This window comes from Enterocloster clostridioformis, from assembly GCF_020297485.1.
GTDB classification, from domain to species: domain Bacteria; phylum Bacillota; class Clostridia; order Lachnospirales; family Lachnospiraceae; genus Enterocloster; species Enterocloster clostridioformis.
This window is the reverse complement of the sequence record NZ_JAIWZC010000001.1, coordinates 1,789,420-1,812,517: the sequence shown is the minus strand read 5'-3', so window position 1 is coordinate 1,812,517 and position 23,098 is coordinate 1,789,420. Positions and strand designations below refer to the sequence as shown.

Annotated in this window: 28 protein-coding genes and 3 pseudogenes; 20 read left to right on the top strand and 11 right to left on the bottom strand. The window is 45.7% G+C overall.

Going from position 1 to position 23,098, the window contains the following annotated elements:
* Nucleotides 1–79 precede the first annotated feature (79 nt).
* On the top strand, nucleotides 80–1,195 hold the full coding sequence (locus LA360_RS09065; RefSeq protein ID WP_207737820.1) for an SGNH/GDSL hydrolase family protein: 1,116 nt from the start codon (nucleotides 80–82) through the stop codon (nucleotides 1,193–1,195).
* Between the two features lie 250 nt (nucleotides 1,196–1,445).
* Here LA360_RS09065 and LA360_RS29605 read toward each other — a convergent pair whose 3' ends face one another.
* The gene (locus LA360_RS29605) at nucleotides 1,446–1,580 is read right to left on the bottom strand and encodes a hypothetical protein (protein WP_263870221.1); all 135 of its coding nucleotides are present in this window, start codon (nucleotides 1,578–1,580) and stop codon (nucleotides 1,446–1,448) included.
* 197 nt (nucleotides 1,581–1,777) lie between these two features.
* On the opposite strand from LA360_RS29605, the gene LA360_RS09060 reads away from it, so the two are divergent.
* On the top strand, nucleotides 1,778–2,161 hold the full coding sequence (locus tag LA360_RS09060) for a winged helix-turn-helix transcriptional regulator (RefSeq protein ID WP_057572050.1): 384 nt from the start codon (nucleotides 1,778–1,780) through the stop codon (nucleotides 2,159–2,161).
* 760 nt (nucleotides 2,162–2,921) lie between these two features.
* Nucleotides 2,922–3,059, top strand: a pseudogene (locus LA360_RS09055) (AraC family transcriptional regulator); the annotation flags it as partial.
* Nucleotides 3,060–3,093: 34 nt separating this feature from the next.
* Here the strand turns inward: LA360_RS09055 and LA360_RS09050 are convergent.
* Both LA360_RS09050 and LA360_RS31120 read right to left on the bottom strand, forming a co-directional pair.
* Nucleotides 3,094–3,474, bottom strand: coding sequence for a sporulation initiation factor Spo0A C-terminal domain-containing protein (locus LA360_RS09050; RefSeq protein WP_089775098.1), 381 nt, complete (start codon nucleotides 3,472–3,474; stop codon nucleotides 3,094–3,096).
* A 127-nt stretch (nucleotides 3,475–3,601) separates the two neighbouring features.
* On the bottom strand, nucleotides 3,602–3,880 hold the full coding sequence (locus LA360_RS31120; protein ID WP_316111057.1) for a LysR family transcriptional regulator: 279 nt from the start codon (nucleotides 3,878–3,880) through the stop codon (nucleotides 3,602–3,604).
* A 25-nt stretch (nucleotides 3,881–3,905) separates the two neighbouring features.
* On the opposite strand from LA360_RS31120, the gene LA360_RS09040 reads away from it, so the two are divergent.
* From LA360_RS09040 to LA360_RS09025, 4 genes are all read left to right on the top strand, one after another.
* Nucleotides 3,906–4,085, top strand: a complete 180-nt coding sequence (locus tag LA360_RS09040; protein ID WP_057572046.1) for a hypothetical protein — start codon at nucleotides 3,906–3,908, stop codon at nucleotides 4,083–4,085.
* 200 nt (nucleotides 4,086–4,285) lie between these two features.
* Nucleotides 4,286–4,501 (top strand): hypothetical protein, encoded by a 216-nt coding sequence (locus LA360_RS09035; protein WP_057572045.1) that lies wholly within the window; start codon nucleotides 4,286–4,288, stop codon nucleotides 4,499–4,501.
* Nucleotides 4,479–4,685 (top strand): hypothetical protein, encoded by a 207-nt coding sequence (locus LA360_RS09030; RefSeq protein WP_225537479.1) that lies wholly within the window; start codon nucleotides 4,479–4,481, stop codon nucleotides 4,683–4,685. The genes LA360_RS09035 and LA360_RS09030 overlap by 23 nt, the downstream gene beginning before the upstream one ends.
* Before the next feature lie 39 nt (nucleotides 4,686–4,724).
* Nucleotides 4,725–4,997, top strand: a complete 273-nt coding sequence (locus tag LA360_RS09025) for a hypothetical protein (protein ID WP_022201425.1) — start codon at nucleotides 4,725–4,727, stop codon at nucleotides 4,995–4,997.
* 108 nt (nucleotides 4,998–5,105) lie between these two features.
* Here the strand turns inward: LA360_RS09025 and LA360_RS09020 are convergent, their stop codons facing one another.
* A complete protein-coding gene (locus LA360_RS09020) occupies nucleotides 5,106–6,035 on the bottom strand; it encodes a LysR family transcriptional regulator (RefSeq protein ID WP_089775100.1) in 930 nt (309 codons plus the stop codon).
* Nucleotides 6,036–6,248: 213 nt separating this feature from the next.
* Between LA360_RS09020 and LA360_RS09015 the strand changes: the two genes are divergently transcribed.
* The 4 genes from LA360_RS09015 to LA360_RS09000 are packed head-to-tail and all read left to right on the top strand — an operon-like array spanning nucleotide 6,249 to nucleotide 10,335.
* Nucleotides 6,249–6,743 (top strand): TRAP transporter small permease, encoded by a 495-nt coding sequence (locus LA360_RS09015; RefSeq protein WP_225537478.1) that lies wholly within the window; start codon nucleotides 6,249–6,251, stop codon nucleotides 6,741–6,743.
* On the top strand, nucleotides 6,743–8,044 hold the full coding sequence (locus LA360_RS09010) for a TRAP transporter large permease (protein WP_089775102.1): 1,302 nt from the start codon (nucleotides 6,743–6,745) through the stop codon (nucleotides 8,042–8,044). The genes LA360_RS09015 and LA360_RS09010 overlap by 1 nt, the downstream gene beginning before the upstream one ends.
* 33 nt (nucleotides 8,045–8,077) lie before the next feature.
* Nucleotides 8,078–9,190 (top strand): TRAP transporter substrate-binding protein, encoded by a 1,113-nt coding sequence (locus tag LA360_RS09005; protein ID WP_057572040.1) that lies wholly within the window; start codon nucleotides 8,078–8,080, stop codon nucleotides 9,188–9,190.
* 11 nt (nucleotides 9,191–9,201) lie between these two features.
* Nucleotides 9,202–10,335 carry a metallo-dependent hydrolase gene (locus tag LA360_RS09000; RefSeq protein WP_057572039.1) on the top strand — a complete coding sequence of 378 codons (1,134 nt, stop codon included), beginning with the start codon at nucleotides 9,202–9,204 and terminating at the stop codon, nucleotides 10,333–10,335.
* 79 nt (nucleotides 10,336–10,414) lie between these two features.
* On the opposite strand, the pseudogene tnpA reads toward LA360_RS09000, so the two are convergent.
* Both tnpA and LA360_RS08990 read right to left on the bottom strand, forming a co-directional pair.
* Nucleotides 10,415–10,789, bottom strand: a pseudogene (gene tnpA, locus LA360_RS08995) (IS200/IS605 family transposase); the annotation flags it as partial.
* Between the two features lie 103 nt (nucleotides 10,790–10,892).
* Entirely contained in the window at nucleotides 10,893–11,156 is a 264-nt protein-coding gene (locus LA360_RS08990; protein WP_225537477.1) for a hypothetical protein, read from the bottom strand.
* A gap of 252 nt (nucleotides 11,157–11,408) precedes the next feature.
* Between LA360_RS08990 and LA360_RS08985 the strand changes: the two genes are divergently transcribed.
* The 5 genes and pseudogenes from LA360_RS08985 (at nucleotide 11,409) to LA360_RS08965 (ending at nucleotide 16,417) form a co-directional block, all read left to right on the top strand.
* Nucleotides 11,409–12,233 (top strand): TrmH family RNA methyltransferase, encoded by an 825-nt coding sequence (locus LA360_RS08985; RefSeq protein WP_022202697.1) that lies wholly within the window; start codon nucleotides 11,409–11,411, stop codon nucleotides 12,231–12,233.
* Nucleotides 12,234–12,469: 236 nt separating this feature from the next.
* Nucleotides 12,470–12,721, top strand: a pseudogene (locus LA360_RS08980) (flavodoxin); the annotation flags it as partial.
* A 667-nt stretch (nucleotides 12,722–13,388) separates the two neighbouring features.
* Nucleotides 13,389–14,687, top strand: a complete 1,299-nt coding sequence (gene ltrA, locus LA360_RS08975) for a group II intron reverse transcriptase/maturase (RefSeq protein ID WP_057572962.1) — start codon at nucleotides 13,389–13,391, stop codon at nucleotides 14,685–14,687.
* A gap of 266 nt (nucleotides 14,688–14,953) precedes the next feature.
* Entirely contained in the window at nucleotides 14,954–16,159 is a 1,206-nt protein-coding gene (locus LA360_RS08970) for an IS256 family transposase (protein WP_173876956.1), read from the top strand.
* 45 nt (nucleotides 16,160–16,204) lie between these two features.
* Complete coding sequence (locus LA360_RS08965) at nucleotides 16,205–16,417, top strand: hypothetical protein (protein ID WP_002583243.1); 213 nt, start codon at nucleotides 16,205–16,207, stop codon at nucleotides 16,415–16,417.
* On the opposite strand, the gene LA360_RS08960 is transcribed toward LA360_RS08965, so the two are convergent.
* The 5 genes from LA360_RS08960 to LA360_RS08940 form a co-directional block, all read right to left on the bottom strand.
* Nucleotides 16,414–16,689, bottom strand: a complete 276-nt coding sequence (locus tag LA360_RS08960; RefSeq protein WP_002583244.1) for a hypothetical protein — start codon at nucleotides 16,687–16,689, stop codon at nucleotides 16,414–16,416. The two genes, LA360_RS08965 and LA360_RS08960, sit on opposite strands and share 4 nt — an antisense overlap.
* A 359-nt stretch (nucleotides 16,690–17,048) precedes the next feature.
* Nucleotides 17,049–17,525 (bottom strand): MGMT family protein, encoded by a 477-nt coding sequence (locus tag LA360_RS08955; RefSeq protein WP_057572653.1) that lies wholly within the window; start codon nucleotides 17,523–17,525, stop codon nucleotides 17,049–17,051.
* A gap of 25 nt (nucleotides 17,526–17,550) precedes the next feature.
* The gene (locus tag LA360_RS08950; protein WP_057572657.1) at nucleotides 17,551–17,985 is read right to left on the bottom strand and encodes a hypothetical protein; all 435 of its coding nucleotides are present in this window, start codon (nucleotides 17,983–17,985) and stop codon (nucleotides 17,551–17,553) included.
* A gap of 30 nt (nucleotides 17,986–18,015) precedes the next feature.
* Nucleotides 18,016–18,477, bottom strand: coding sequence for a GyrI-like domain-containing protein (locus LA360_RS08945; protein WP_112483001.1), 462 nt, complete (start codon nucleotides 18,475–18,477; stop codon nucleotides 18,016–18,018).
* 57 nt (nucleotides 18,478–18,534) lie between these two features.
* Nucleotides 18,535–19,299 (bottom strand): EFR1 family ferrodoxin, encoded by a 765-nt coding sequence (locus tag LA360_RS08940; protein WP_112483003.1) that lies wholly within the window; start codon nucleotides 19,297–19,299, stop codon nucleotides 18,535–18,537.
* Nucleotides 19,300–19,598: 299 nt separating this feature from the next.
* Between LA360_RS08940 and LA360_RS08935 the strand changes: the two genes are divergently transcribed.
* The 4 genes from LA360_RS08935 to LA360_RS08920 all read left to right on the top strand — a co-directional run bounded on the left by LA360_RS08935 (nucleotide 19,599) and on the right by LA360_RS08920 (nucleotide 23,003).
* Nucleotides 19,599–20,276, top strand: a complete 678-nt coding sequence (locus tag LA360_RS08935; RefSeq protein WP_225537476.1) for a hypothetical protein — start codon at nucleotides 19,599–19,601, stop codon at nucleotides 20,274–20,276.
* 308 nt (nucleotides 20,277–20,584) lie between these two features.
* Complete coding sequence (locus tag LA360_RS08930) at nucleotides 20,585–21,052, top strand: RNA polymerase sigma factor (protein ID WP_160116372.1); 468 nt, start codon at nucleotides 20,585–20,587, stop codon at nucleotides 21,050–21,052.
* A 77-nt stretch (nucleotides 21,053–21,129) separates the two neighbouring features.
* Entirely contained in the window at nucleotides 21,130–21,714 is a 585-nt protein-coding gene (locus LA360_RS08925) for a hypothetical protein (protein ID WP_146774982.1), read from the top strand.
* Nucleotides 21,715–21,851: 137 nt separating this feature from the next.
* Complete coding sequence (locus LA360_RS08920; protein ID WP_112483009.1) at nucleotides 21,852–23,003, top strand: NHL repeat-containing protein; 1,152 nt, start codon at nucleotides 21,852–21,854, stop codon at nucleotides 23,001–23,003.
* The last annotated feature ends 95 nt before the right edge of the window (nucleotides 23,004–23,098 follow it).

The following is a 23,098-nucleotide window of genomic DNA, read 5'->3' as shown; positions in this document are numbered from 1 at the left end:
ATCATAACACCCACAAGTTTTCAAAATCATTTCAGCGTTGGCAAACATGTAAACTATTCATTTCGCTATGTAATAGATTGTGAGCGGGGGAGTGAGGGGGGGGGGGGGTATTGAAACTGCAGCAGAGATAATTAAGGAAACACGATGTCAAGAGGTTCCTGTGCTTTCAAAATATGGGGAATTATTATATGTTCTTAGAAAATCAAAGAACCTCATTAACTCCTTTGATTTTGATTGGAATTTGTGTGATATCCGCTTCACTCTGGAATATTTAGAGGGTTTTAATAATGTGTTGTACTTTCGCGAAAACCAGAGCATTATTGGATTGAAAAATCATATATCGGGTTTTACAAAAATCAAAAAAATGGATAAGATAGAAGATGTGCAGGAAAATGATTTGTTAATCCATGAGGGTTACATGCATTTGGATAATTTCGCTAATTGCACCATAGGAGAAATATATCTCTCAGCTATAGCACGAACAGCAATAAAATGCCTGATGTCAAACGGCGTTGATTACTTCTTCTTTCAAACACCTGTTTCCAATAAATTAAAGGACGAAAATAAAATGTTTTGTCGATATCCTAGTCTTTTGAGTGAAGAGGAACTCCTCTCAATATACCAAGAAGATAGAGCGGATGTGGCTTATTGGACTTCTGGAGATTTCCATAACGTAGATTTTTGCAAAACAGATGAAGGACGTTATCTGCCTGCAAATGTCAATAGTAAAACATACAATGTATTCAATAACGAGAGAATGACTTTCTATCAACCAGATTCATATGACCACACAATATTCGTTATTGGGACTTGTATTGCTCGTGGATTTGGGGTGAGTGATAGGATGACAATACCAAGTATATTGCAAGAGAAACTGATAAAAAACAGTTATAAATATATTGTCCGTAATTTGGGAACAGGCGGCGGACTAAATATCTATTCGGATATCCGGGATTTCGTAAACATTCTAAAATCTGATTTAAAAGCAGGAGATGTGGTATTACATTTGGGTTATAATTGCTGGGAAAAATCAAAAGAGGAATTTGAGAATTATTTTGAATTATCAGAGTTATTTAATAGAAAACATAGCCAAAGGTGTTTCTTAAACGATGCGCCTCATCTTACGCCTTATTCCAATCGTGTGATTACAGATTACATATTTGAAAATATTAAAGATAAACTTGGAGTAAGCTAATAGCCAGATTCCGTAACGATCCGTGGCGGCACGCTTCTATACATATGCCTGCGCCCTGTGGGGCTGCAGGCCGGACACGAGAACCCGCCTCAGTATACCCTCAGCCGTAATATACAGTATTCCCGGCTGAGGGTATCTTTTTAACAGGCCGAGACTCAAGAAAATAATCCACAGTCCGCCTGTTATGTGTTCGTAAAAGGTTATGCAGCAGAGTAGATTCTGACCTCCGCTTCTGCGCTCCAGAGAGGCTTCAGGCTGACAAATACATCGTTCTGGAACAATTCACTGGAAAGATAAGCCTGGGCATGTTCCACACTGTCAAAACCGTGTAAAACCTGTCATCGTTGATTTTCATGGTGATTTCGAGATAAGCACTAATTTTCATTTGGTTTTCCTCCTGTTTTTTGGTTATATGAGATTGTTGTGATTTGATTATAGATGATAGAATTTCAGATGGGAACAGGTCCGTAAATTTATAAGTAACTAATAATTTTCATAGTAACTTGAAAATTCATGGTACATTTTCTATAATGAACGCAATGAATTTATCTATAGAAAAACAGACTTTTTGGGGTGATGGAAATGTATAAGCCAAAGTTGAAAAAGGACATTCGCTGTCCTCTGGAATATGGTCTTGATGTATTTGGAGGAAAATGGAAGCCGCGGATTATCTGCGTTCTAACGGAGAAGGGGCGTCTGCGTTACAGCGAACTGCGCAGGGAAATGACAGACATTACAGACGCTGTTCTGGCAGCCGCCTTAAAGGAACTGATGAACGATGATATCATACATCGCAGGCAGTATGACGAAATTCCTCCCCGTGTGGAGTACTGTCTGACGGAAAAGGGGAATTGCGTGGTTCCAATCCTGCAGAGCATCTGCCGCTGGTCCGGAGCCTATCACAAGGAGGATTGTGAGAATGCTCTGTCCCAATGCCAGAAGTGTGATTATCACGCCGGTTTCTGATGGCGCGTTCTGTCTAAGTGACGGACAGCATATTGTAAAGCTTCAGAAGACGGACGTCATCTTTGGATACCTTTAACAGCCGGACTAAGTCCGCGGCGACTCCTGAAGCTTGTGACTTTAGTCATGAGAGGTTCACTGAAACAGATAGTATAATAAAATGAAAAAAAGTTTATACGTTTGCCAATTGCGTGGAAAAAACTCAAGAAACAGAGGTGTTCCTTCAGAAAGAGGACTAGCTGGAAATAGCCCGCAGTCATTATCACCAAATCACTGCCTTACATGAGGGACATTCATTTCTATGTACGCAGAGTGTTTGACCGCAGACAGGGCAGCGAAACGCCTCTTCCTGCTGCTGTAAAAAGAACTGCATGCCCTGGTCCCGGATTGTGGCGAGGTTTTCAATCATGCTCATATGGTATTTTGAACGATACCGCTTGTCCAAATCCTTTAAACCGGCAGTTCATGCCGCATGGAGCTATCCATTCAGCTTTCATTTTCTCTCCTCCTCATAATGGTATTTGGGAACAAGTGGTCCCCTGACGGATTGGCTGCTTTTCTGTTATTGTATCACATGTAGCAGTCTCTTGGAAAGCGTATTCTGCCGCCGTTTAAAATGCGCCGTTTTAAAATGAGAATTTCCCGCCGTTTAAAATATAAAGCAAAAGCCAGAGATAAATCCGGTGATGCCGGACAGCAAGTAAAATCAAGTATCAGACTTCCGGTTCCTGTATAATGAGCATAGAGTGGTTGAAACGAGTTCAAATTTTTGTATATCAAAAACCGCGAAAGCAACGGATATTGGGATTTCTGGCAGAAACAAAATCTCATTCCCGGACAGGACTATGAGACAATCGGCGGCTTACTGGACAGCATTAAGGGAAAACTGGACGACAACGGGGAGGCTGTAAGGCCTTTTACGCGGTGAGAGGGAGCTATGTTGCCTGCTGCTGACATGCAGGGTCTGTAATTTCCCCGCCGGCCCCTCTCATCACTATATAATTTGCCAGCGCGTCAATAAATGCCCCGTTGCGGGGTTTCTGGCTAAGTTCAAAATTAAAGATTTCGTTTAGCAGTTTTCTGTCCCTGTGTAACCAAATCGTATTGATAAGGGTGCGGATATTCCGCTCCACACAGCCGATAGAGGTCTGGTAATGGACCGCTATATCCACATATAACCCCTTGGATATATACGCAAGCAAAGTGGGGTCATGGGCAGTTCGGGTGACGCCGTAGATTGTGTAACGAAACCCTATATAGGAGTTGTTTACACCGAGGCGCCGAAGCAGGTTACTGATTTCTCTTTCGTAGTTCATGTTAATCCCTCCTTGGTTTTTGTTACCTATGTTACGTTATACGCAGAGGAGTGGATTGACAAGGGAGAACGGACGACAAAATTGATATAAATAAGTCGAAAAATGCGAATATCCTGGCGGCACCATCCTATTTTGCAGGAACAGTTGGGCCGGCCCGCCTTTTCAGCCTTTCAGAGACAGGATGTGATTCGGCACGCCCTGTGTATACATTACCGCCGGTCACGGTTCCCAGTGATTTGAATTCATCCGTCGTTTTATGGACCATTTCCAGAATATCTTCTGCCCGTTTTCTGAGCAGTATCCCTTCATCGGTCAATTTTATGCTGTAGTTGCCGCGCACAAATAATTTTCTGCCCAGTTCCCGCTCTAAATCCTTTAGCTGTTTTGACAGTGTGGGCTGGGAGATATGCAGATAAGCAGCAGCTTTTGTTATGTTTTCCTCCCTGGCCGCCGCGCGGGGAAAGGTGCCGGAGACTGTTAGGAAACATTATGAACTGCTGGGACATTATGGGGGAGAATGTATCCGGTGCGGCTCATGCGGGACAAGATGTTCCTTTGGCGTACCAATCATGGAAAACATGAAACGGGCGGAAGCGGTTTTCGGCAAATAGGATACGGCTTTGAAAATTATCTGCGGCAGAGACGCCGTTACCAAGATGTACATTAGATTTTATTGTTTCAAAGGCAGTAACTATTTCACGATGAAAATACAGCCGCGGCATCCTTCCTCATGCCATGAAAAATAACCCCCCAGTTTTTTGATGAATAAATATATGGCAACTTGTTAACTGGACTGGAAACGGAGGAATTTATGGAAAAGGAAATGCTGCTGACGAAATTTGAAACTTATTTGCGTACTGAGGAAAAATCAGAATCAACCATAAGCAAATATCTTCATGATGTGGGGGAGATGCTGGATTTTATGGGACAGGCGGGGCTCAGCAAAGATTTGCTGATGCAGTACCGGGGGCATCTCAGCCGTCAATGCAGGGCCCGGACCGTGGATGAGGGAATTCATACTGCGTAACAGAGACGATTGCACACAGGAGGAGTGGAAGGAGGCGTGTATCTATCTGACAGGGCACAAGGCATTCACTGAGGACGAGGCAATCAGGACAATCCTGCAGCACTGGACGGATGGGAAATACCGGCCGGAAACGAGTCACCGGCCGGAATTGCTCCGCCGGACAGATAGACAGGATAAAAGATAACAGGAGAGGGCCATGGGAGAAATAGAATAATTTATAATCATGGAGGATGATATTCCCCGCGACGGAGGGCGTTGCCCTGAATATACATATACATTTCTGATTGGCCTCCAGTCTTTTGCAGGCAGGATTGCCAGGGGATATGTAAAATCCTTTCATGTGGAGGAATTACTGCTTTTCCAGGGGCTTGATCAGATGATTTTCATTATGGAAGATATAATGGACGCAGTGGGCGCCCCCATGAGAGGGCGGCCCCCCGAAGTCTGGACGGAAAATCCCGTAAAGAGACAGCGGCTGTCCCCTTTATGGATTTGAGAGAGAAGATAAGGAAGGAGTATGACTTCGAGCGGGAGAAATTGAGAGAATTTCCGGTTTATCCCACGGTCTCTGTCCGGGTTGTGGGACGCCAGTGTGAATTTGAGTTTATAAAAAATTCTTTTCCAACTCATTTCCATAATGTTTAGCCAGCTGAATGAAGTAACGATGCACTTCATTCAGATGCATGTCTTTTCTGTATGCAACATAGATATTCCAGTTAGGGCGGGAGGACAGGTGAAACCAGGCGCAGTTAGTACTGTACGGACTTACCAGAACCCGTGACTGGGGAAGGATTGTGCAGCAGAATCCGTTGCTTACCAGCTGTATCAGGGCATGGTTCATGGCAGACTCAATCAGAATATGAGGCTGGTAGCCTGCTTCCTTAAACAGGGGGTCAATCACCTTGCGCATGGTAGATGAAGCGAAAATCAGGGAGAAGCTGTCCTGCCTGAAAAGGCGCAGGTCAATGGTGGACAACGGTTCTCCGGGAGCGGAGGCGTATTTGGCCATTGGATGGTTTTTGGGAATTCCCAGCACCAGATTCTCATTATAGAGTTTAATATATTCCAGGTCTATCTTATCTGAATCAGCCAGCATAATGATTCCAAAGTCCAGATGCCCTCCCAGAAGAAAATTATGCTGGTCAGACACTATTCTCTCTAAAAGATTAAAGGTAACTCCCGGGTATCTGTGGTTAAAATCCGGAAAAACCGAGGTAAAAATATCAATTCCATGCTCATGGGTGAGCCCCAGGGCAATTTCTCCTACCACATTGCCCTTTAAATCCTCCAGCTGCGCATATGTATTTTTCTTAATGCGCAGGATCTCCTTAGCGCTGTCAATATATAATTTTCCGGCCTGTGTTGTTCGCAGATAATGCTTATTCCGGTAAAAGAGCTGCTGACCCAGCTCTTTTTCCAGTTTAATCAGCTGCTGGTTCAGTCCGGACTGTGTTATGAATAATGTTTCTGCTGCCCTTGATATATTCCCGCATTCTGCGATTGCGACCATGTATTCCAACTGCTTCAAATCCATAAAAAATCCCCCTTGTCCAAGCTGTACAAAGATGGATGGAAAATCACCATCCATTCCCGGTGGTAAGTGCGCAAAGCGACGAAGTTGTTAGAAGTAAAATTACTTATAAATGTAATTATTAGTAACTTTACTTCTGATTATACTACAGATATAATAAAAACACAGCAAGAAAATGCATTAAATTAAAAAAGATGAACAAAAGGAGAGGGGAAGATGAAAAGTATTAAATGGCTGGATAAGAATTTTGAATTAATAATACTGGCAATATTTCTGGTAATCATGAGTCTGCTGTCATTTTCAAATGTAATCATGCGTTACTGTTTCCACCATGCACTCAGCTGGTCGGACGAGGTTTGCTGCTACTGTCTGGCGCTGTCGGCGTTTTTCTGTCTCCCATGTGCTGTGCGTATGGGGACAAGTATTAAGGTAGACACATTTGCGTCTATTCTTCCAAAACATGTACAGAGTGTGCTGGAGATTGCCTGCGATGTGGTGATGATTGGATTTCTGGGATGTTTTTTGAAAGGAACAGTGACTATTATCCAGAATGCGGCAAAGATTAAACAGGCCAGCCCGGCGCTGCAGATTCCTTTGTCATATCTCTATGGAATCATGGGATTTGCGGTTGCATTGGCAATATTCCGGTATATACAGGTCATTATTAAATGTATTGTCTGCAGACAGAAAAGCAAGGAGGTAATGGAATAATGGCTATTGGTGTATTTTTCATCCTGCTGTCAGTTCTTCTGATCGCCGCCATGCCGGTGGGAGGTGTTTTTGGAATCATGTCCATACTTCCGAGCATCATCAATCCGTCCTTTCCATATGGCGCGGCGGATGTGGCACGAAGCATGTTTGCCGGTATGAACAGCTTTACGCTGCTGGCAGTTCCCCTGTTTATGGTATCAGGCATGATTATGGCAGAGGGGGGACTGTCGGAACGGCTCTTTAATTTCTTTGCGTATTTTATCGGCAATAAGACAGCCGGTTTTCCATGTGCCGTTATCGTTACCTGTATGTTTTACGCGGCTATTTCAGGCTCATCTCCGGCCACTGTATCGGCAGTGGGAGCAATGACCATCCCGTTTCTTGTAAGCATGGGATATGAGAAAATTTTCGCTGCATCCATTGTGACGGTTGCAGGAGGGCTGGGGGTTATTATTCCTCCAAGCATTTCCTATATTGTTTATTCGGCGGCAGCAAACGCATCGCCCTCTAAACTGTTTACCGCGGGAATCATTCCGGGGATTCTGATCGGATTCAGTTTGATGGTTTACAGTTATTATTACTGCAGGAAGCACGGGGAAGATAAGGAAAAGCTTCTGACAAATTATAATGAAATACGGCAGAGAGGATTTTGGCCGCTTTTAAGGGACAGCTTTTGGGCGCTTCTGACACCGGTCATTATTTTGGGAACGATTTATTCGGGGATGTGCAGTCCTACGGAATCCGCTGTCATCAGTGTGTTTTACGGATTGTTTGTCTGCATCTGCATCTATAAATCCATAAGTCTGAGGAATCTTGGAAATGTATTCATGTCAGGAGCAAAGACCTATGTAAACATATTGTTTGTAATTGCGGCTGCCACCTCCTTTGCCAGATGTCTTACCATGCTGCGTTACCCCCAGTCCATCAGCCAGTACGTACTTGCGGTATCTGATAATAAAATCGTGATTTTATTAATCATGAACCTGATTATGCTGGTATGCGGCATGATCATTGACAATATCCCCAATATTATGATTTTGACTCCCATACTGGTGCCGATTGCAACGGCTGTCGGGGTTGACCCCATTCATTTCGGCATTATTATGACGTGTAACCTGGCGGTTGGCATGGTGACACCTCCCATGGGTATCAACCTGTTTGTGGCGTCAGGCATGACTAAGATACCAATGCTGAAATTGGCAAAAGCAACTGTTCCATTTTTAATTGCATTTGTAATCTCCCTGCTTGTAATAGTATTTGTCCCTCAGATATCCATGTTCCTGCCTGGCCTGGCTGGTTAGGAACAAACACATTTTATAAAAAGGAGAATAGTGATGAGAAAATTAGCGGTAATGGTGGCAGTGTCTATGGTTATATCCCTGGCGGGATGCGGTTCCTCAGAAAGTGATGGAGGAAAAGGAAGCAGTTCTTCCGGAACTCCCCAGACAGAAACGCAAGTAAAAGCACAGGCAGAAGCACAGGCAGAGGACGATGGCCCGGCGCCCAAAACCACAGGAGAATTTCCGGAATATCACTGGACAGCGGCCATGTCGGTGGCTGAAAATACTATAAATTACATGATGGTTGAAAAATTTGCTGAACTCCTGGATGAACGGTCAGGGGGAAGGATTACGGTTGACATTTACCCCGGAGGGCAGCTGGGCAATACAACCGAATTTACGGAAGCAGTTATCGGCGGTTCCATTGACATCGGTACAGGCATGACGACAGACCTTGTTGACTTCATACCTTCCTACGCTGTTTTTGACATGCCAAATCTTTTTGCCGATGTGGAACAGATGAGAGCCGTGCTGAGCGGTGGCCTTGTAAGTGCTTTGGATGAATATAATAATCAGGGAGGAATTGAGATGCTGGGCTTTTCCGATGCCGGCTTCAGACAGCTTACCTCCAACAAACCAGTTCATCAGCTGGCTGATTTATCAGGCCAGAAGATTCGTGTCATGACGAATCAGTATCACATTGCGTATTGGAATGCCCTTGGCGCAGCGGCAACTCCTATGCAGTTTACGGAAGTGTTTATGGGACTTTCGCAGGGAACCATTGACGGGGAGGAGAATCCTTATATGAATATCGTGGGCAACAATATGCAGGAGGTCCAGAAGTATGTAATTGAGACAAATCATATCGGGCATATTATTACATTTTTCATGAATTACAATTTATATCAGGGCCTTCCGGAAGATGTAAGGGTTCTTGTGGATGAATGTGCTGAGGAGGCAACGGCCTATGCGAACAGCAAGGCAGATGAGAGCATAGCGGAATATAAGAAAACATGTGAGGACGCCGGATGTGAGATAATTGTCCTGGACGACAAGGTGATGGGAGAGTTAAAAGAAAAAGCATCCGTGGTTTATGACATGGTAAGGGAAAACACGGGTGATGAGCTTGTGGATCAGCTGCTGGCAGCAATCAATGAAGCGGAATAAGGAGTAAACAGGTGGAAACATTATTAATCAGAAGTGGAAAAGTATATAATCCGGCCAGGCATGAATGGAGCTATAAGGATATTGCGGTTAAGAATGGAAGGATTATGGAAGGACTCCCGTCAGGAGACTGTGAGGTGGTGGATGCTTCTGGTTGTATCGTCACAGCAGGACTGATTGATTACCATGTTCATTATTTTAACCATGGTACAGAAAACGGTGTAAATCCGGACGCGGCTTCCTTTCCATGCGGAATCACCACCGTTGTGGACGGAGGAAGCTGCGGCGCTGCCAATTACGAGATGTACCGCAGGAGCGTGATGTCTTTCAGCGATGTGCGTATTCTGAACATGCTCCTTATGGGAAGCGGGGGCCAGACCACGAATCAGTATCCGGAACGCCTGGAGGAACGGTATTTTGACCGTGACAAAATACGCGCATTGTTCAGGACATACCCGGACAACCTGGTAGGCCTGAAACTGAGACTGTCAGCGGACATCATCGGGGAGAATGAGGCGGAGAAATCCCTGAGAGCTACGGTTGCGGTTGCAGAGGAACTTGGCTGTAATATATGCGTACATATCACGGACCCCGCGATGGATTTGGAGAAGCTTGCAGGGATGCTGCGCAGGAAAGACGTGATATGTCATGTCTATCAGGGAAAGGGCAGAGAAACGATTCTGGATGAGAACGGAGCGGTTCGAAAAGGAATCATGGATGCCAGGGAGAGGGGAGTATTATTTGATGCCAGCAACGGCTGTAATAATTATGACCTGGAGATCTCCCGGAAGGCCGTGAAACAGGGATTTATACCGGACATTATCAGTTCTGACATCAATACCGCTGGTTTTTATCTCCAGCCCCTTCACAGCCTGCCAAGGATAATGAGCAAATATCTGGATATGGGAATGTGCCTGGAAAAGGTGCTGGATGCAGCAACCGTCTGCCCGGCACAGCTGATTGGAAGGGAAGAACTGGCGTCCCTGGACATGGGCAGTACTGCGGATGTGGCCATTCTTAAGCTGGTAGAAAAGGAGGTATGTTACAGCGACCGGAATGGACATACATTTACCGGACATCAGGTCATTGTTCCGCAAATGACCATAAAAGGCGGCAAGGTAATGTATTGCCAGGCTGATTTTACATAAAACAGAAGGAAGTAAAGATGATGCCCAAAATCAATGAACTACCCCGCAGCAAGCTGCGGGGTATCGAAGGTTGCAACCTCTACATATAATCCCATATGCTATACTGCTTTGTTTTCTCTACGTTTTTATAGATTGTTTTATAATTTTTTTCCTGTCCCTGTTCTTTCACATATCTACTTATGATTTGCTCATTCCCATGTTCACTCACCGTTGCTACGTAATAGCCATCTGTCCAGAATTCTCCTCCCCACAATTTTTTCTTCACTTGTGGACATTTCGCGAACACCTCCCGGGCTATGATGCTCTTCACTATTTGGATGATTTTTTTTGGACTATATGCAGGCACTGACTGGATAAGAAAATGTACATGGTCTTTATCTGTACCTACTTCCAAAAATCTTATTTCATACCTTTCCTGAATTCCCTCACACGTTTCTTTGATTACCCTATCTACAGTATTGTTTCACTCATCGCACAATTTCTCCTTTCCTTTTTCCTCTAGTATATCTCTTCCTCCATGTCTTGAAAAAGTTTGTTACGCAGCAAGCTGCGGGGAATTAAACCCTCTTTTTGATTAAAATGGAAGTATATGTCATTACCGCCATTGTTGCATTAGCCAGGGCGGTTGAAAATACGGTCAAGTTCCGCAATCCGTTTCTTTGCCTCTCCAACCAGCGCCGCCTGCGCTTCATTTCCTTTTCCATCGCTTCATGGGTATTACGGAAAATCTTCTGCTGTGAGCAGTCGCCGGAGAGCCGGAAGCCGTAAACACCGTTTTGCAGCATTGCAGCACACGCATTAAGCATTTGTTCAAATATCAAGGGCATTTCAACAGGGGTGTATGGTATGTTACGCAATAGGGGCGATTTGCCCTGCATTTATGCGGTAAATCCTAGGTGATGTGTTAGTACAAATGCTTCCTTATCACTGTAAAACCAAGTGTTTTGTCCTGTCTTTTTTCAGAAAACCATGGATTCTCAGGACGCTATATACTATAATAAACAATCAGAAGGGGAAAACAATAATAGTAACCAACAAAAGGTAACCAACAAAAGGAAACCAGGAGATACCATATGCCAAATATAATTGAGATAACCGATTTTGCCGCTCCGGAGCTTGATGTTTACGCCCGGCTTACAGAGGGGCAGCTGCTGAACCGCCACGAACCGGACAAGGGCATTTTTATAGCGGAAAGTCCCAAGGTCATAGAGCGCGCTCTGGACGCGGGGTGCGTACCCATATCCATGCTGATGGAAATGAAGCATGTGGAAAGCCAGGCCAGGGAAATCATCAGGCGCTGCGGTGATATTCCTGTGTATGCAGCAGAATTTGATGTGCTGACACAGCTGACCGGATTTCATCTTACGCGGGGGATGCTGTGCGCAATGTACCGTCCGCCTATGCCCGGGCCTGAGGAAATCTGTGCAGGCGCGCGGCGGATTGCTGTGCTGGAACATGTCATGAATCCCACCAATGTAGGTGCCATATTCCGTTCCGCTGCAGCCCTGAACATGGATGGAGTCCTGCTGACATCTGCCTGCAGCAATCCTCTGTACCGCCGTGCCATCCGGGTGAGCATGGGGACTGTATTCCAGATACCCTGGACGTTTCTGGACAGCGGGTTATCCTGGCCTCAGGAGGGAATTGGACGTTTGCATGAGCTGGGATTTAAGACTGCGGCAATGGCTTTAAATGATGATTCTGTCAGCATTGATGATGCAGGATTGATGTCAGAGGAAAAGCTGGCCATTATCCTGGGCACGGAAGGGGACGGGCTGGCAGCAGGGACCATTGCTGACTGCGATTACACGGTCCGCATTCCCATGTCCCATGGCGTGGATTCCTTAAATGTTGCAGCAGCAAGCGCGGTTGCCTTTTGGCAGCTGGGCCGCAGGTAAATGATACATACATAGTAAAAGGTGAAGAATTGGTTAACTCCCGGAAACCGTCCTGAATGCATTGGAGGATGGAGAGGACGGATACAGGCTGCATCCACCCTTTATAATGTGCTGCTGTCTGTCACTGGAATTGGAAAGGCGGTTAGTTCAGCTGAGGAATGACTTGGGAACTCATGGAAACAGTTTATATGAGAACCGGATGATAAAAATTAATATGAATCAGGGAGGAAAACACGATGAGTAAAACATTAGTAGCATTTTTTTCCGCCAGCGGCGTCACTGCTAAGCTGGCAAAGTCATTGGCACAGGTAACAGGTGCTGATTTGCACGAAATACAGCCCGCAGAGCCGTATTCATCCGCTGACCTGGACTGGACAAATAAGAAGAGTCGCAGCAGCGTGGAGATGAATGACCCGTCCTACTGACCGGCCATTGGCAATCAGGTGGCGGATATGGAGCAGTATGATACGGTCTTTGTGGGATTCCCTAAAATGGAGTATGGTTTTAATTGTGTATTGTGTGCATAGCGTTTGAAAATGTTGGAAAATAGGAACTGTATGCACAAACGAGAAGAATAAGTGTATTACGTTGGTATAGATTTACTAAGCTGGTAAAAAAGATTTCTGAACCAGTTTTTTGTATTATAGGGTGCGCCCAGCTAAGGGCTTGAAATTTAGTGGGTGAGAGTCCCACGGTGTAAGGTACAAGCTATACCGCATCAAGCGAGTCTTGGGTGGACAGCAGCGATGTTGCCTGCTAAGCGTAGACAGCGGGATTGCAGGGCATAGCCGTATATAGCTTCGATATTAAAATGAAATTGGGAAGGCAGAAGTGCTCCTATACACTGAAAGCAACACAGCTGTAGTCGTTAAGAGCGAGAATGCAGCTGCTTCCCCGGGGTTTTAAGGCTGGTCATGTAATCAAGGATTTTAAGTCAACTGGGGAGGTCTGCCAGGCTCCGGGCAGGTTGCGTAAGCCCGGTATACGGAACAACGGTAGAAAGGAGAACCGTAAATGGCCGGCAGAAGTCGGATGGCCGAATAGTACACAGCAAAAAAAAGCGGTGGAAGTCGAGAGAGACCTGTCCTCGCAGGTCAGCCATGCAAAGTCATATCAAAGAGGAAACATAATCTGTACGCAGAGACAGGAGAAATTATGGAAACGAAATTGGCGAGAATATCACAGTTGTCAAGCGAACATCCGGAAATGGTATTTACGTCCATAGGGCATCTGATTAATAAAGAGTTACTGAAAGAATGCCACAAGGAGATGGATGGAAAGAAAGCGGTAGGAATTGATGGAATTACCAAAGAGGACTACGAAGTAAATTTGGAAGAAAACTTAGATGAATTAATCAGGAAAATGAAGAAGAAGGCATACAAGCCCAAACCGGCAAAACGGGTGGAAATACCAAAAGAAAATGGAAAGACCCGCCCGCTCAGTATATCCTGCTATGAGGATAAGTTAGTACAGGAAGCGCTAAGGCGAATACTGGAAGCAGTGTTCGAGCCCCATTTCTACGAAGAAATGATGGGATTCCGCCCAGGAAGGAACTGCCACATGGCATTAAGGAGACTGAATGGGATGCTGGAAAGGGAAAAGACGAATTGGGTGCTGGACGCAGACATTAAAGGGTTTTTCGACCATTTAGACCATGAATGGATAGTAAAGTTCATAGAATCGCGGATAAAAGACCCGACCATTATCAGACTGGTAAGACGGATGCTGAAAGCGGGAATCATGAGAGATTTCAGATATGAGGAGACAGAAGAAGGGGCAGGCCAAGGCTCGGACTGCTCCCCGGTCATAGCCAATATATATATGCACTATGTGCTGATATGGTGGTTCAGGGAGAAAGTACAGCCAGTGATGAGAGGATATGCGGGGCTGGTAGTCTATGCGGATGATTTTGTGGGATGCTTCCAATATAAATCAGATGCAGAAATATTTTATGAACACTTAAAGCGCAGAATGAAGTACTTTGGACTAGAATTGGAGGAAAGCAAGACAAGGTTGATTGAATTTGGCCGATTCGCAGAAAGTAACCGGAAAGACCGGGGAAAAGGGAGGCCGGAGACGTTCACATTCCTGGGATTCACGCATTACTGTTCGCATGGCAGGACGGGAAAGTTCAGAGTAAAGAGGAAAACCAGTAAGAAAAAGCTTGCAAAGAAAAGCAGGGAAATAAACGCCATGATAAGAGACATGAGGTTTCTGGAGATAAACAGGATAGTAAAGAAACTAAATGAAGTACTGACTGGTTATTATCATTATTACGGAATTACTGACAATTCAAGAAGCCTGAACTCATTCAATAATGTGGTATGGTTTAGGTTATTCTACTGGCTGAACAGAAGAAGTCAGAGAAGGAGCTATACGAAGGAAGGATATAAGGAACTAATGAGACAGTTCCCGCTTGTGCGGCCACGTATTTATGTCAGTATATACGGATAACTGTAGATGTATTAGCTTTGCAGGGAGCCGGATGCGGGAAAGCTGCATGTCCGGTTCTGAGAGGGGTAAGCCCTGTAAGGGGCTTACCTACTTACCAGATATCCATCCAGTAAGAAAATGATGTGTATGCGTATTCAAAGAAGAGAGTATGAAAGTTTTTCTGTAAATAGCTATTAAGCATTAGGTCTTCTATGATAAAATCTATTATCATAAGGAGGCCTATTATTATGGCAAGAAGAGAAAAACAGCCCGTACACAAAGTAGTCATGACGGAGGGGAAAAGGAACATCGTCCATCAGCTCCTGGAAGAGTATGACATCCAGACTGCGGAGGATATCCAGGAAGCCCTCAAAGACCTGCTGGGGAGCACCCTGAAGGAGATGATGGAAGCGGAGATGGATGAGCATCTCGGCTATGGGAGGTCAGAACGGTCGGATTCGGATGATTACCGCAATGGCTACAAGCCCAAGCGGATCAACAGCAGCTTCGGGAGCATGGACATCCAGGTGCCCCAGGACAGGAAGTCCACGTTTGAACCCCAGGTGGTAAGAAAGCGCCAGAAGGACATTTCCGGCATTGACCAGAAGATCATATCCATGTATGCAAAAGGCATGACAACCCGCCAAATCTCGGATACCTTGATGGACATTTATGGTTTTGAGGCTTCGGAAGGGTTCATCTCGGACGTGACGGACAAGATACTGCCGCAGATTGAAGACTGGCAGAACCGCCCGCTGGAGGAAGTCTATCCCGTGGTCTACATCGACGCAATCCATTATTCCGTGCGGGAGGACGGGGTAATCCGCAAGCTTGCCGCCTATGTCATCCTCGGCCTTACGCTGGAAGGTAAAAAGGAAGTCCTGAGCATACAGATCGGGGAGAATGAAAGCTCCAAGTACTGGCTCTGCGTTCTGAACGAGTTGAAGAACCGCGGTGTGAAGGATATCCTCATTCTCTGCTCGGACGGGCTCACGGGCATTAAGGAAGCCATAACGGCGGCATTCCCGAAGACGGAGCAGCAGCGCTGCATCGTACATATGGTACGGAACACGCTGAAATACGTCTCCGACAAGGACCGGAAAGCATTTGCCACGGACCTGAAAACCATCTACCATGCCGCAAACGAGGAAAAGGCGCTGGAGGCGCTGGAGAAGGTGACGGAAAAGTGGACGCCAAAGTACCCCAACTCAATGAAACGCTGGCATGACAACTGGGATGTGGTATCCCCCATCTTCAAGTTTTCCATGGAGGTCAGGAAGGTGATCTATACTACCAACGCGATCGAGAGCCTCAACTCTACCTACCGGAAGCTCAACCGCCAGCGGAGCGTGTTCCCGGGCAGCACGGCGCTCTTAAAGGCTCTGTACCTGGCCACGTTCGAGGCGACGAAGAAGTGGACCATGCCCATCCGCAACTGGGGGCAGGTCTATGGGGAACTGTCCATTATGTACGAAGGCAGACTGCCGGAATAAGAGCGCACAGGCATAGGTGTACACCTATCCGGAAAGGAGCTTTCCATGTATGGATTTTCAAAATACGATGCTCAGGACAGGTACGACAGCTATAATACTGTACAGGTGAAGTTAAAACTGAATATGAAGACAGATGCAGATATCCTGGCCTGGGTCAGACAGCACAAATATGGCAGGGACACTTCCGTCCAAGGGGCCATCAAGGCCCTGATACGGGAAGACATCGCCAGAGGCCAGGCCGATGGGACACAAGGTTAATCCCTCTGCATTTTACATTCGTTGGCTGTCTGCAGCTCTGACAGGGATTCCATGATAGACAGGTAATCGATCCCCTCCACAACAGTCCCTGTGCCAGGGTCAAACAGTTCATCGTCTGCGGTGGCTTTCGGGTCATAGGATTTCAGTTCACTGTCATACCAGCTATAGATATCACTGTATAAGTCGGCTGCATGATCCAGCAGGGACTGCAGTCCATTGATCTTTGCCCTGATATCTTCAGGTACAAAGGGATCGTCTGTTTTTAGCTTCATGGCACACCTCCTGATGTTTTCCTGTAAGAAGTGTACCATAATTTGATGGGATTTTCCAATACATCTTGACAGAATCCAAAAGCATCCGTATAGTAAAGGTAGGTGGTCACGACATCCACCTACCTTTCTCATTAACTTATCATAGAAGATCTCAATTTACAGACTTTTTTTCATACTCTCTCAAAGAAAGGAGCTGGTACGCCGTTTCTCCAGTCTCTCTCATAAATTTCAAGCAAAAACTGATATATTTTTTCGCAATCTGCTAATAAACGAAATGGTCTCTGGGTAATAATCTTCATACTTTTATGTGCATCCAAAGTCTAGACCTCTTTCCTATTAGGTAACGAATCGGAAATTTGTTACAATATAAATAATGCCTGTTCGTAATTTTTAACATAATACTTTATATTTGTCCTACCCTTTTGAACTATGGTATGCCCCTCTTTTTCAAGCATTTCTTTTTGAGCTTCCATTCCACCCGGATATTTGGGATTTAGTTCGCCATTCGCTTTAAGAGTTCTCCAATAAGGTGTTTGATTATCTGTTCTTTGATAACTCGCCCATGCCACGATCGATACAAATATCCCTGCAGTAATTGGTTCTGTGAAATCCGCTCCATTTTTCTTTGCGAAGTAATCTCTTATTGTTCCTATTGTAAGTAATTTTCCAAAAGGCACAAGCCGCATTACTTTGTCATAATCAATAGGTGGAGCGAAATACATTCTGTCTCCGCCATATTTTTCGATGCTCTTTACGTCTGTAATAATTTGGAATTTTGGCATATCCTTGCTGTCATGAAGCATTGCGTTAAAATCTTTTTTATCTTCGTTTGCCATCTTTGCCCCCTCGCTTTTTTGCTGCTTAATTCCAGAGCATCAATACAATTATTTCCGCATCAGTTCCATAGCCGCTGTACTCAGACACCATGAGATATTTTTCATCAGCAATAATCCCATAACATCTGTCACTGTCTTTTTTATGCAGCTGATTCCCGAAATAAATCTTGTTATCATCCCAAAACTTTACGATCTGGCCGTTTGGAAGGGTATATTCAATGTTGGCAAAGGAACCTTTCAGCGCATTCAGCTCTGTTACTTCTTCCATATCCGGAATCTGCAGCGCATTAAACGCCGCAATCAGCTTTTCTTTCAATTCGCTTAACGCTGTTTTGCCTTTTTTACAGCACTGTGCGACAAGGCATTCTGCTCCAAAAGGCTGCCCTTCTGTTGCTGCACACCCGTTACAAGTGCTGCTTAATTCACAGTTCGTACAATCAATTCCGCAGATAGATTTCATTCTGTTTTCCACCTCCATAAAGTCTCTTTTTTACAGCTTCCTTATGGGAAAAAACATGTACCCTTTCCCGGTCTTTGGACAGGTAAAATCATGGACGGCGCCCACCAGAGCAATACTATGTTCCTGCAGATATTGGATTACTTCTGAAAAGGTACTATCATTTTCACGTTCCACATAAATATACTCATAGCCGGGTATCACCCATTTTGTCCAGCCATCCGGAGCTTTAGCATCCTCATTACACTCCACCCCTGCAAGGTAAAGTCCTTTCTGAAAGCCTTCCCAGGGCTGGAAGGAACGGGAAAAGTCAGACATTGCACCCCATATTCCGCTGATGTTTCCATCTTCATCTTTCTTTGCCAGATGCGCTACTTTTCCAAAATGGGAATTTGCTTTATCCCATAACTTCTGAATAAAGCCGGCTCCGTCCGTTGTCGCCCCTTCTTTTCCGATTACAACAAAGGACTCTTTTTCGCATGTTTCGATTTTCATTGGTTTGTTGCTCCCTTCGCTTTATGTTTCATTTCATTTTAAAGGATCTCGCTTTTTTCAGTTTTGGATATATTTATCATAGCGGCACTGCTCAATGACTGTGTGCCCCAGTAATGTAATTGCCCTTGCCGGACAGGAACTGATGCACCGGTAACACATGGTACAGTGTTTTCCGGCGGACGCTTTTCCATTTTTCAGAGTAAGGTTGTCGGCCGGGCAGAGCCGGGCACAAAGCCCGCAGCCTGTACAGGCATTACTGATTTTCAATCGATCCGAGTAACTTTTGGTTTTGCCATAGTACCATAAACGCTGGCAGAGTAATCCGGCGATTTGGTTATAAAGATGCAGGCCGTTTTTGGGATACCTGCCTTTCCTGATTTCCTCTGCACATTTCTCAATCTTTCTGTCTGCTTTCCGGATGATTTCCCAGTTCTCCTGAAAGGATTTTTTCAGCAGCTTTACATCACAGACAGAATCAGGCATACGAATATGGAAACCGCCAACGATTTCTGCACCATACTTTTTGAGCAGCCGTGCCGAGCAGCCTGCGCCGTCTCCGCTGAACAATCCCATAGTAGCAACGCAAAGTATTTTTTTACCCTTCCAAAGATCCGGATGGCTTTTGATAAAATCTTTTACCATGACGGGAACGTTTGAAAACTGAACAGGATATGCGAAAATGATAAAATCATGCTGTGATAATAAATGTACCGCTTCTTTCTTCTCCATAGGAACAGTCTGTGCGGATTCATCCAGTAAACGGACAAGTTTTCGGACACAATGTTCCGTGTTTCCGGTTCCGCTTAAATAAACACCAATCATACAAAAAGATACCAGTACACATCAAATTTATCAATGCGTGTAAACTGGATACATTCCCCTCCTTAGTCATAGTTTTTGGATTTGTCCTTTCTGGTTATTTTACCGCCATTGACCGATTTCGGGAAGACCTGAAAGCAAAACCCTTCTCAAAATCGGTCTATGAAAAAACAAGAAACAAGTTCATTTTTTCTTAAGATGATTTAGAGGTTTTTTAGAGACTACTCTGATAGAATGGATAAAAAATTCGCAGAAATACTGGATAAACTGTGGATTTATATTTTATTAGAGAGGAGAACAACATGAAAAAGAAAACAAGGAAAATGGTCTTATTGACAGGAGTATTGTGCATGTTGAGCCTTGCCGTGTGCGCCTGTGGAAAGACGGAGGAACCGCAGGATGCAGCGGAACCGCAGGTGGTTCAGGGAGAACCGATCCCGGAGGATGATACAAAAGAAGAGGATTCTACTCCGGAACCGTCCGCAGAAACAGAGGGCACAGGAGGCGAAGACAAGCAGGAAAGTCCGGGGGCAGAAACGGTGCCGGAATCCGGGGAAAATAGTAATCGGGGAACAGACAGTACACAGAAAGAACAGCCGGAAGCACAGCCGGAGGCGAAAAGTACATCCGGCACATCGGCACAGTGGGATGACAGCACGCCGAATCTGGAGGGAAGTGCCAAAGACCTGAAAGACGGGCAGTTGACCGTGGTTGAATCTATTATAGAAAAAGCAGATAACGGAGGGGACATCATGGTAGGGCCTGGAAGCGGGGATGATTCGGAGTTTAACAAGGTTACCGTTACATATGATGAAAACACGCTGTTTGGCATACAGACAATTTATGATGGAGGGGCCAGATTTGAAATGTCAGAAGCGACAGCGGCAGACCTGGCAGCCGGACAGCACATCCAGGTATGGGGGAGTTCTTCAGGCAGCGGTCTGAAAGCAACCGAGATCTGTATTGTAAAAGTGGAGTAAATTATTTCTGTCCTCTTTTGGAAGGATGATACCTTATCAGGAGAGGGCGGTTTTCTTTCTATAAACATTCAGGAAGCCTCCATTTCTTTCACAAAAAACGGGTATGTCTGAAAAAATATTCTGAAAAGGTCACCTTTCGCATCTCCAGTGCGTGTCATAAGTATAACAGCATCCAACCGAAGAATACCCGGCGGGTTTGACGTCTGTTGTCATCCAGTTTTCCCCGACTTGCGAACGGTAACGGGAATTTTTCCAGGTCCGGGGTATTGTGACAGATGGATGCAAAGCAGGAAAGGAGATGGAAAGATATGGACCTGGAAGCGGCAGTAAAACAATACAGCAGGATGCTGTACCGGATCTGCATTGTGATACTTGGCAGTGAGGAGGACACCCAGGATGCCGTTCAGGATACCTTCTGCAAATACCTGGAGAAAAAACCGAAATTTGCAGACACAGAACACGAGAAGGCATGGCTGATTAAAGTGGCCACCAATCACTGCCGGGATATACAGAGATTCCGGTTCCGGCACCCCAGGGTGCCCATCGAAGAACTTGCCGGTACGCTGGTATCCCAGCAGGAAGACCGGGAAGCCATCCGGGAGCTTCTCCACATGCCCCCAAAGCAGAGGGCCGTGATGATTCTCCATTATGTAGAAGGGTATCAGGTAAAAGAGATTGCCGGTATCCTGGGGATTACGGAGCATGCGGTCAAAAAAAGGCTGCAGCGGGGAAGGGAGCAGTTTCGGACGATCTGGAAGGAGGAATATTGCAGATGAGCACGGTGAACGGCAGTCAGTTGAGACATGCGATGAATCAGGTACACATGAAAGAAAATTTTGAGGAGGAAATTATCATGAATGTAAGAACACAGATAGCAGACGGAACCTACAGACGGAACAGCTTTAAGAGGAATATGGTATCGGCGGCGGCCTGCCTGCTGGTAATCGGGACAGTGTCCATTCCGGCCTATGCAGGATATCTGGGACTCGGGAGTGCGATTACCAGCGACAAAGTAATGGCAAGGATGCAGGAGGTTCCCGAAGAAGAGGTACAGGATATTTATAACATGGTCCAGTATGAGCAGCGCAGCCTCCATGCCGACCAGTTCAACAGGGAATACACAAAGGAGGAAGAGAACCGGAAGGAAGCGCTGAGGAAGGAATATGAGAACGGCAGATTCCCGGAAGGTACGCTGACCCTGGTGGATAATGCAGGGCAGGTTGTGGATTCTGATAAGCTGGTTTATGCCAGAGACACCAGCTGCTTCTATCTGCCAGAAAGGGCACTGACAGACGAAGAGATTCTGCAGATCCTGGACTTTAATTCCAAAAGAGACTTTGCCCTTGAACAGAATCCGGAGGTTCGTAAATGGATAATAGAGGCAATTGAGGAAGGCGCCAAACTCCGGCAGGAACGGGGAGATGGATTGCTTCCATAAGTACATTTATACTGGTAAAAAGCAGGGTTGATACTGCCTGAAAGTGGGCAGGTACAGGGCATCAGGGTTGAACAACTCATGATGCCCTGTAAGAGCGAAATGGAATCAGCCTGTATACATGGAGGAAAAGAGAAAATATGAGAACAGGAAAATACAGGCTTTGGGGTATGTTGCTATTGGCAGGAGCCGTGAGTCTTACTGGTTGCGGCAGCACGGAATCGAATGCAGATGTTATGGCGGCGGATGTACAGCAGACGGACTTGCCAGAGGATTCCGCGGATTCCGGTTCCAGTGGGGATTCTGGCATTACTCCGCAGGAAAGCGGCCAGAGTTCCGTACTGCCGCCGTTATCCACAGAGGCGCAGACCATAGATTATAAGGGGAATGTGCCTGTAGACTGGCTTACGGCGTCTTCGGATGCCATTTATTTATTGAGCAAGGATCAGGACGGGGGCTCCGGAATCCTGAAGATGAAGCCAGGGGAGGCTGATGGGGAGGCTCTGCAGGTGACGGCACCGGATGGGATGACTTTTTCCGTCATGACCACGGATGAACAGGGGAATTTGTATGTGGTGGCGGAGGATAGGGATATTGAGGCAGTGATGAGGGATGATGAGGTTGTCTGCCCTACAGAACACTGTGAAGTATGGAGGGTCAGCCCGTCCGGTGAGGTGGCGGCAAAACTGGACATTTCCGAATATGTAAAACAGGAAGTTTTTTCACCCTGTATGATCGCAGTGGCAGGGAACGGGGATATTTACCTGTCAACCCAAAACGATGGAACAGCAGTGCTGGCTTTTGATGCGGAAGGAAATTTCCTGAATAAAATCAGTTATGATTACAAGGTTTATGGTCTCCGTACCGCTATGGGGAGGGGCAGGGATGGAAAGGTATACGCCGTGCTTCGCGACAATGTTGCGGATGATGGCACTTCCGTGATCGTTGAACTGGACGGACGAGACGGCCATATAGGGGATGCCACTTCTTTTATGCTCCGCAGTGATGGCAGTTTCTACTCAAATGTATGCCCGGGGAGGGACTGTGACCTTGTGATTTTCGGTGTAGAGGGAATCCTTGGATATGACCTGGGGAGCGCCAATAGCAGATGGAAGGTTCCCGCAGGTAAACTGCCTTTCAGCACAGAAGGTTCATATCCGATGGCAGTTCTGACAGACGGGAGGGTGCTGTTTTTGGATAGAAATATTCAGTGCGATGAGGATGAGCCAACGAATATGTGGGTAGAAGCCGAAGGAACCAAATTCCATTATGTTCCGGCGGCGCAGCAGTAGGCAGTGCCTTTCCGCTGCTGAATATATGAAATCATACCATAATTATGCCAGGTGAGCATGTCAGGAGCCAGTGAACCAGAGGCTTTGACATGCTT

What these genes read in the sequence shown, in the direction of transcription:
- LA360_RS29605 (WP_263870221.1), bottom strand. Translation starts at nt 1,580, where the DNA reads ATGAAAATTAGTGCTTATCTCGAAATCACCATGAAAATCAACGATGAC.
- LA360_RS09060 (WP_057572050.1), top strand. Translation starts at nt 1,778, where the DNA reads ATGTATAAGCCAAAGTTGAAAAAGGACATTCGCTGTCCTCTGGAATAT.
- LA360_RS09050 (WP_089775098.1), bottom strand. Translation starts at nt 3,474, where the DNA reads ATGAACTACGAAAGAGAAATCAGTAACCTGCTTCGGCGCCTCGGTGTA.
- LA360_RS09040 (WP_057572046.1), top strand. Translation starts at nt 3,906, where the DNA reads ATGTTTTCCTCCCTGGCCGCCGCGCGGGGAAAGGTGCCGGAGACTGTT.
- LA360_RS09035 (WP_057572045.1), top strand. Translation starts at nt 4,286, where the DNA reads ATGGAAAAGGAAATGCTGCTGACGAAATTTGAAACTTATTTGCGTACT.
- LA360_RS09030 (WP_225537479.1), top strand. Translation starts at nt 4,479, where the DNA reads ATGAGGGAATTCATACTGCGTAACAGAGACGATTGCACACAGGAGGAG.
- LA360_RS09025 (WP_022201425.1), top strand. Translation starts at nt 4,725, where the DNA reads ATGGAGGATGATATTCCCCGCGACGGAGGGCGTTGCCCTGAATATACA.
- LA360_RS09020 (WP_089775100.1), bottom strand. Translation starts at nt 6,035, where the DNA reads ATGGATTTGAAGCAGTTGGAATACATGGTCGCAATCGCAGAATGCGGG.
- LA360_RS09015 (WP_225537478.1), top strand. Translation starts at nt 6,249, where the DNA reads ATGAAAAGTATTAAATGGCTGGATAAGAATTTTGAATTAATAATACTG.
- LA360_RS09010 (WP_089775102.1), top strand. Translation starts at nt 6,743, where the DNA reads ATGGCTATTGGTGTATTTTTCATCCTGCTGTCAGTTCTTCTGATCGCC.
- LA360_RS09005 (WP_057572040.1), top strand. Translation starts at nt 8,078, where the DNA reads ATGAGAAAATTAGCGGTAATGGTGGCAGTGTCTATGGTTATATCCCTG.
- LA360_RS08985 (WP_022202697.1), top strand. Translation starts at nt 11,409, where the DNA reads ATGCCAAATATAATTGAGATAACCGATTTTGCCGCTCCGGAGCTTGAT.
- ltrA (WP_057572962.1), top strand. Translation starts at nt 13,389, where the DNA reads ATGGAAACGAAATTGGCGAGAATATCACAGTTGTCAAGCGAACATCCG.
- LA360_RS08970 (WP_173876956.1), top strand. Translation starts at nt 14,954, where the DNA reads ATGACGGAGGGGAAAAGGAACATCGTCCATCAGCTCCTGGAAGAGTAT.
- LA360_RS08965 (WP_002583243.1), top strand. Translation starts at nt 16,205, where the DNA reads ATGTATGGATTTTCAAAATACGATGCTCAGGACAGGTACGACAGCTAT.
- LA360_RS08960 (WP_002583244.1), bottom strand. Translation starts at nt 16,689, where the DNA reads ATGAAGCTAAAAACAGACGATCCCTTTGTACCTGAAGATATCAGGGCA.
- LA360_RS08955 (WP_057572653.1), bottom strand. Translation starts at nt 17,525, where the DNA reads ATGGCAAACGAAGATAAAAAAGATTTTAACGCAATGCTTCATGACAGC.
- LA360_RS08950 (WP_057572657.1), bottom strand. Translation starts at nt 17,985, where the DNA reads ATGAAATCTATCTGCGGAATTGATTGTACGAACTGTGAATTAAGCAGC.
- LA360_RS08945 (WP_112483001.1), bottom strand. Translation starts at nt 18,477, where the DNA reads ATGAAAATCGAAACATGCGAAAAAGAGTCCTTTGTTGTAATCGGAAAA.
- LA360_RS08940 (WP_112483003.1), bottom strand. Translation starts at nt 19,299, where the DNA reads ATGATTGGTGTTTATTTAAGCGGAACCGGAAACACGGAACATTGTGTC.
- LA360_RS08935 (WP_225537476.1), top strand. Translation starts at nt 19,599, where the DNA reads ATGAAAAAGAAAACAAGGAAAATGGTCTTATTGACAGGAGTATTGTGC.
- LA360_RS08930 (WP_160116372.1), top strand. Translation starts at nt 20,585, where the DNA reads ATGGACCTGGAAGCGGCAGTAAAACAATACAGCAGGATGCTGTACCGG.
- LA360_RS08925 (WP_146774982.1), top strand. Translation starts at nt 21,130, where the DNA reads ATGAATGTAAGAACACAGATAGCAGACGGAACCTACAGACGGAACAGC.
- LA360_RS08920 (WP_112483009.1), top strand. Translation starts at nt 21,852, where the DNA reads ATGAGAACAGGAAAATACAGGCTTTGGGGTATGTTGCTATTGGCAGGA.